This is a genomic window from Kitasatospora sp. NPDC058965 (assembly GCF_042741245.1).
Classification (GTDB): domain Bacteria; phylum Actinomycetota; class Actinomycetes; order Streptomycetales; family Streptomycetaceae; genus Kitasatospora.
The window spans coordinates 1-2,995 of record NZ_JBHYKG010000530.1; the positions used below are offsets into that span (position 1 = coordinate 1).

General features: G+C 75.3%; 3 protein-coding genes. All 3 read left to right on the plus strand.

Going from position 1 to position 2,995, the window contains the following annotated elements:
• The first annotated feature begins 56 nt into the window (after positions 1-56).
• The 3 genes from ACFW1A_RS39710 to ACFW1A_RS39720 all read left to right on the plus strand — a co-directional run bounded on the left by ACFW1A_RS39710 (position 57) and on the right by ACFW1A_RS39720 (position 2,799).
• A complete protein-coding gene (locus tag ACFW1A_RS39710) occupies positions 57-1,043 on the plus strand; it encodes a hypothetical protein (RefSeq protein ID WP_380418459.1) in 987 nt (328 codons plus the stop codon).
• 65 nt (positions 1,044-1,108) lie between these two features.
• Complete coding sequence (locus ACFW1A_RS39715; protein ID WP_380418461.1) at positions 1,109-1,561, plus strand: VOC family protein; 453 nt, start codon at positions 1,109-1,111, stop codon at positions 1,559-1,561.
• 338 nt (positions 1,562-1,899) lie between these two features.
• Positions 1,900-2,799 carry a C1 family peptidase gene (locus ACFW1A_RS39720; RefSeq protein ID WP_380418463.1) on the plus strand — a complete coding sequence of 300 codons (900 nt, stop codon included), beginning with the start codon at positions 1,900-1,902 and terminating at the stop codon, positions 2,797-2,799.
• Positions 2,800-2,995 lie beyond the last annotated feature (196 nt).

Here is a 2,995-nt window from a genome sequence, read left to right on the forward strand (position 1 = left end):
GCCGTCCTGCCGGCGCCCGATGCCGACCCGGCCGGGTGCCCAGCAGGGTGGAGGGCATGGCATCCCGTACCCGTCGCTCCCCCGACCTGCCCCGACTCCTCGCCCGGGCCGCGCCCGCCGCCGCGGTGGCCGCCCTCGGCTACGGCGCCCTCCAACTGGCCTGGGCGCTGGGGCGACCGCCGGCCTTCGGCCGGTTCGGGACCGACCTGCTGGTCTTCCCGCGCTGGGGCGCGGTGCTGCTCTGCGCGGCGGCGGCGCCGCTGGCCGCGGCGGTGGGGCGGGCCGGCCGGCCCCGCCTGCCGCTGCTGCTGGGCGCCTGGCTGGTGAGCGGGGCGCTGCTGGTCTGCTGCCCGTTCCTGCTGCTGGACGCCGTGGGCCTGGCCCTGCCGGGGATGCGGATCCCGTTCAACCTGCCGGGCCTGCTCAGCCGCGCCGCGTGCGCCGCCGTGGCGGGGCTGCTCGCCCTCGCCGCCCTCGGCTACCGCCGGCGGGCCTGGGGCGACTGCCCGCGGTGCGGTCGCACCGGCGCGCCGCACGGGGGCGGACCCGCCGCCCGGCCGCCGCGCGGGGCGTGGTGGGCCGCGTACGGCGCGGTCGCCTGCTGCTGGCTGCGGATCGCGGCGCAGTACGGGCTGGGCCTGGGCTCGCCGGGCCCGGTGCAGCCCGCCCGGGCCGCGTCGCTGGCGGTCTTCGAGGCCGGCTTCCTGCTGGCCGGGACGGCGCTGCCGCTCTCCCTGGTGCACCGGTGGGGGCGGACGGTTCCGCAGCGGGTACCGCTGCTGGGCGGGCGGGCGGTGCCGCGGTTGCTCGTGCTGCTGCCGGCCGTGCTGGTCTCGGCCGGTCTGCTGGTCTACTTCGGCGTGGGCATCGGCCAGTTGACCGCCGAGACGCTGCACCCGCACCCGGCCCGGCCCGGGGACCTCCCGCACGCCTTCCTCTGGGTGGCGATGCCGGCCTACTGGTGCTGGGGCCTCGGCCTGGCCCTGGCCGCCGTCTCCTTCCACCGCCGCACCCGCACGCCCTGCCCCGACTGCGGCCGCTGACGGAACCGGCCCGCCCCCGCGCGTCGCGGTTGCCACCGGATCAGGTCGCCTCGTAGAACACGTGTATGACACTGAGCTGGAAACTGGTCGTCGACAGTGCCGACGCCCCCGTGATCGCCGACTTCTGGGCCGCGGCCCTGGGGTACGAGGTGGAGGACCCGAGCAGGCTGGTCGAGCAGCTGCTGGCCGCCGGGCAGCTGCCCGAGGAGGCGGTGCGGGAGCACCACGGGCGGCGGACCTTCCGCGGCTTCGCCGCCGTCCGGCACCCGGACGACCCGTTCGACGAACTGAGCGGGGTGGGCCGCGGGCGGCGGCTGCTCTTCCAGGACGTGCCCGAGCCGAAGACCGGCAAGAACCGGCTGCACCTCGACGTGCACGCCGAACCCGGCGGGCTGGACGCGCTCCTCACCAGGCTGGAGGCGCTGGGCGCCACCCGGGTCCGCGAGGTCGACAAGGGACCGGCCGGCCACTGGTGGGTACTGCGGGACCCCGAGGGCAACGAGTTCTGCGCCGCCTGAGCGTCTGCTGGGAGCGCCCCGCCCCCGCCGCGCACGGGGGCGGGGGTTTCGCCTGCGCACGCGGCCCTCCGGACCCCGCCAGCCCCACCGGGTACGTCGCGCATCGCACAGACTCCCAGCGAATCTCCAGGGGGCTCCCAGAATTGACCGGTTCCCGACATTGTCATGTTCTGCCCATGACGAGCGGGCGGCCCTGCTCCTACGGTGTTCGCCGTGCAGGTGACGGTCAGTCACCTGGGCGACCCCCACATCCCGCTGCTCCGTCCCGCCGCCCCACAACGGCGATCGGACGGCGTGCCGGCCCCACCACGGGCCGGCTTCCCCCAAGGAGCACATGCATGCGCGCAACCAAGGCGATCGGCATCACCGCTGCCCTCGCGCTGTCCTGCCTGACCGTCGCCTCCGCGGCGACCACGGCCTCCGCCGCCGCGCGGCCGGCCGGCCACCACAAGCACCTGCGGCACGGCCTCGGCCTCGACCTCGCCGCGCTGAAGGCCCACAAGCACGCGGTGCACGCCGCGGCGACCACCGACCTCGCGGCCATCGCCCCGTTCGCCCGGAGCGGCGCCGCCCCCGCCAGTGCCGACCTGAGCAACTACGCCCTCGCCCCGGGCGACCAGGGCCAGGTCGGGGCCTGCGTCACCTGGGCCACCGGCTACACGGGCTACGGCATCCTGATGAGCGAGCAGGGCATCAGCGGGGCCCCGATGGCCCCGATGTACATCTACTCGCAGATCGCCCAGGGCAACGACCAGGGCACCTACGCCAGCGTCGCGCTGCCGATGGAGCAGCAGCAGGGCATCGACACCCAGTCCGACTACTGGCAGGGCACCCAGGACTACACCACCCAGCCCGACGCCAACGAGACCGCCAACGCCGCCCAGTACAAGCTCTCCGGCTTCACCGAGCTGCCCACCAGCGGCGACGCGGCCCGCTCCGCCATCGAGGACGCGATATCCCAGGGCATGCCGGTGCCGATCGGCTTCCAGGTGCACCAGAGCTTCATGGACATCGACTCCGCCACCGCGGACAGCTACAGCTACCTGCCCGGCGACTCCGGCAGCGACCCGGTCGTGGGCGGCCACGAGGTGACCGTCGTGGGCTACAACGACCAGGGCGTGAAGATCGAGAACAGCTGGGGCAGCGGCTGGGGCGACGGCGGCTTCGTCACCGTCCCGTGGAGCTTCTTCAACACCGGTGACGTCCAGGAGGTCCACGCCATGGGCAAGCTGGCCTGACCCCGGGCCGGCCCGACCGGTGGCCCCGTCGCTCGCCCGAGCGGCGGGGCCACCGCACGTCCGATTCCCGCGAGTTGGCCCTCCCCGCCGGTCCCAGGCCATAGGGTCCGTCTTCAAACCCCCGTCGTCCGCCCGAAGGGCGGGCGCGGCGGCGTTGGGGTGCGTGCATCGCAAGGCGGAGGATGGGGGCACCTCC

Coding starts and splice junctions, on each gene's coding strand:
- ACFW1A_RS39710 (WP_380418459.1), top strand. CDS start 57: ATGGCATCCCGTACCCGTCGCTCCCCCGACCTGCCCCGACTCCTCGCC.
- ACFW1A_RS39715 (WP_380418461.1), top strand. CDS start 1,109: ATGACACTGAGCTGGAAACTGGTCGTCGACAGTGCCGACGCCCCCGTG.
- ACFW1A_RS39720 (WP_380418463.1), top strand. CDS start 1,900: ATGCGCGCAACCAAGGCGATCGGCATCACCGCTGCCCTCGCGCTGTCC.